The organism is Candidatus Palauibacter australiensis, assembly GCA_026705295.1.
GTDB classification, from domain to species: Bacteria; Gemmatimonadota; Gemmatimonadetes; order Palauibacterales; family Palauibacteraceae; genus Palauibacter; species Palauibacter australiensis.
This window is the reverse complement of sequence record JAPPBA010000108.1, coordinates 1-2,882: the sequence shown is the minus strand read 5'-3', so window position 1 is coordinate 2,882 and position 2,882 is coordinate 1. Positions and strand designations below refer to the sequence as shown.

General features: G+C 64.3%; 5 protein-coding genes. All 5 read left to right on the top strand.

Annotated elements, in window-relative coordinates; translation table 11 throughout:
- Positions 1-389: 30S ribosomal protein S11 (rpsK, locus tag OXN85_08415; GenBank protein MCY3599980.1), on the top strand; the 389-nt coding region annotated here is incomplete at its 5' end.
- Positions 390-1,022 carry a 30S ribosomal protein S4 gene (gene rpsD / locus OXN85_08410; GenBank protein ID MCY3599979.1) on the top strand — a complete coding sequence of 211 codons (633 nt, stop codon included), beginning with the start codon at positions 390-392 and terminating at the stop codon, positions 1,020-1,022.
- A gap of 69 nt (positions 1,023-1,091) precedes the next feature.
- On the top strand, positions 1,092-2,195 hold the full coding sequence (locus OXN85_08405; protein ID MCY3599978.1) for a DNA-directed RNA polymerase subunit alpha: 1,104 nt from the start codon (positions 1,092-1,094) through the stop codon (positions 2,193-2,195).
- Entirely contained in the window at positions 2,185-2,547 is a 363-nt protein-coding gene (gene rplQ / locus OXN85_08400) for a 50S ribosomal protein L17 (protein ID MCY3599977.1), read from the top strand. The genes OXN85_08405 and rplQ overlap by 11 nt, the downstream gene beginning before the upstream one ends.
- Before the next feature lie 18 nt (positions 2,548-2,565).
- On the top strand, positions 2,566-2,882 hold a 317-nt coding region (locus OXN85_08395), incomplete at its 3' end, for a hypothetical protein (protein ID MCY3599976.1).

Below are 2,882 nucleotides of genomic sequence, written 5' to 3'. Positions count from 1 at the left end.
CGCAGGGAATGGCAAAGCGGGTAAGAAAAAAGAAGCGCCAGGTCGATGCCGAGGGCGTCGCCCACATCAAGGCGACCTTCAACAATACGATCATCACGATCACGACTCTGACCGGGGACACCGTCGCCTGGGCCAGCGCCGGCAAGGCGGGATTCAAGGGCTCCAAGAAGTCCACGCCCTTTGCCGCCACCATCGCGGCCGAGACGGTGGGACGAGAGGCAGCCGGCATGGGGATGCGGCGAGTCCACGTGGAAGTGCAGGGCCCCGGGTCGGGGCGTGAGTCGGCGATTCAGGCACTGCAGGCGGCCGGTCTCGCGATCCGTTCGATCAAGGACGTGACGCCGATTCCGCACAACGGATGCCGTCCGCCGAAGAAGCGGAGGGTATAGATGGCTCGCTACACGGGACCCGTCTGTCGGCTGTGCCGGCGCGAGGGAGAGAAACTCTTCCTCAAGGGGAAGCGCTGTTTCACGGAGAAATGCGCGATCGAACGCCGCGCGTTCCCCCCCGGTCAGCATGGCGGCGGCCGCCGTCGCCGGCGGCAATCGGAGTACGCCGTGCAGTTGCGGGAGAAGCAGAAGGTGAAGCGGATCTACGGACTCGCGGAGAAACAGTTCCGCTCTCTCTTCACGAAGGCGTCCCGCGTCCCGGGCGTCACGGGCGAGAACCTGCTCGTCGCGCTCGAGAGCCGACTCGACAATATCGTTTATCGCCTCGGCTTCGCGCCCTCTCGCAAGGCGGCGCGCCAGCTCATTCGGCACCGCCACGTGCGGGTCGAAGGGGCGACGGTCGACGTGCCGAGCTATTCCGTCGGACCCGGCGCGGAAGTGTCCATGGCGCCGAAAGCGCGGAAGTTGCCGGTGGTGATCGAGGCGATAGAGGATCGCCGCTCACGCGATCAGCTGTCGTGGCTGGGCGTCGACTACGACGCGGCGAGCGGGCGAATGCTTGAGCGTCCGTCCCGGTCCGACATTCCGCTCGCCGTCGAAGAACAGCTGATTGTCGAACTCTACAGCAAGTAAGCCCGCGAGGCCGGGGGCCCCGAGCCGGCCCGCGGAATTCGCTGAGCAAAAACATGGAGTGAAGTGCATATGACGGTGTCGGTAGATCTGGCCGGTCTCGTGCTTCCGGAAGCGATGGAGGAACAGAGGCGATCCCCCAACGGGGCGCGCGCATCGTTCCTCCTCCAGCCGCTGGAGCGCGGGTTCGGGCACACGATCGGAAATTCGATCCGGCGGATCATGTTGTCCTCGCTTCCCGGAGCGGCCGTCTGGGCCTTCCGGGCGGACGGTGTCCAGCATGAACACCAGACGGTTGACGGAGTCGCCGAGGATGTACATCAGGTCATTCAGAATCTGAAGCGTCTGGTCCTGGTGATGGATGAGGACAAAGAGGACGCGAAGCTCTCGCTGACGGCGCACAAGGCGGGTCCGGTAATGGCGAAGCAGATCGGGGAGCATGCGTCGGTCCGCGTGGTGAACCCGGACCTCGTGCTCTTCACGCTGCAGGAGGACTTGCCCGAGAACCGTCCTCTCGCCTTCGACCTGTGGGTGAATCGCGGCCGCGGCTTCGTCATGGCGGAGCACCATACGCCGCCCGAGGAGACCGAAACCAAGCGTGTCTTTCCGGTGGGTACGATCCGGATCGACGCGGTTTACAACCCCGTGACCCGCGCGAATTTCAATGTAAGGGAGACCCGCGTCGGCCAGCGCACGGACTTCGACCGGCTCGAGGTGGACGTCGAGACGAACGGAGCCCTGAATCCGGCGGAAGCGGTTTCGCAGGCGGCGGAGATCGTCCGGCTGCACCTGTCGTATTTCAGTCAGATGGGGACCGTGCCCACGCTGCCGGAGGCCCTCGAGCCGGTCGAGGAGAAGAGCGTAAGGGAGCCTGTCGACTCGGAGCTTGTCGAGCTGCTCGAACGCTCGCTCGAGGATTTCAGCGAAGTCTCGGCCCGTTCAAGGAATACCCTCGAAAAGCAGGGGATCACGACGCTGGGCGACGTCGTCACGCGGTCGCGCGACGATATCCTGCGGCTGGAGAATTTCGGAGAGAAGTCTCTCGAGGAGCTGGCGGAGGTCCTCGGCACGCACGGACTCCGCTTCGGTATGTCGTTCCTGCGGGATGAAGAAGGGAACCTCTACCTGAAGGACGATCTGGCGGGAAACGGAGCTCAGGGCGACGATGAGGCATAGAAAGAAGGGGCGCGAACTCAGCCGGACGCGCAGCCATCGGAAGGCGATGCTGCGAAATATGGCGACGAGTCTCATCATGCACGAGCGGATCCGTACCACGGAGGCGAAGGCGAAGGAGTTGCGGCCGTTCGCCGAAAAGCTCATCACTTTGGCGAAGAGGGGCGATCTGCATAGCAGGCAACTGGCTGGCCGACAGATCGCGGATCGCGCCGCACTGCGGAAACTCTTCGAGAAGATCGGCCCGCGGTTCGAACATCGCCCGGGCGGATACACAAGGATTCTGAAGTTGGGCGCGCGGAAGGGTGACGGAGCGGAGTTGGCGCTCATCGAATTCACCGATCGCGAGGCGTGAGGAACCGGGAGAAGAGACATGTCCAACAAGGGTGAAGGTGGTCTCGGCGTCATTCTCAGCATCGTCGCGCTGGCGGCCATCGGAGGGTTCATGTACTGGCTGAACCTCCAGTCGCGCGACATCGAGGAAGGACGCGCCGAAGCTGAAGCGGCCGCGATCGAGGCGGCCCGTGACCTGGACGCGTCCGACCTCCTGGCCGATCCGCAGGGAGCCGTCAACCGCCGCGTGAGGATTGAAGGGATCCGGGTTTCGACCGGTCTCGGACAAGGCGCGTTCGCTCTCCAGCTCGCACCGGGCATCGCGTATCCCGTGCTGCTGGAGCCCGATCCGATCCA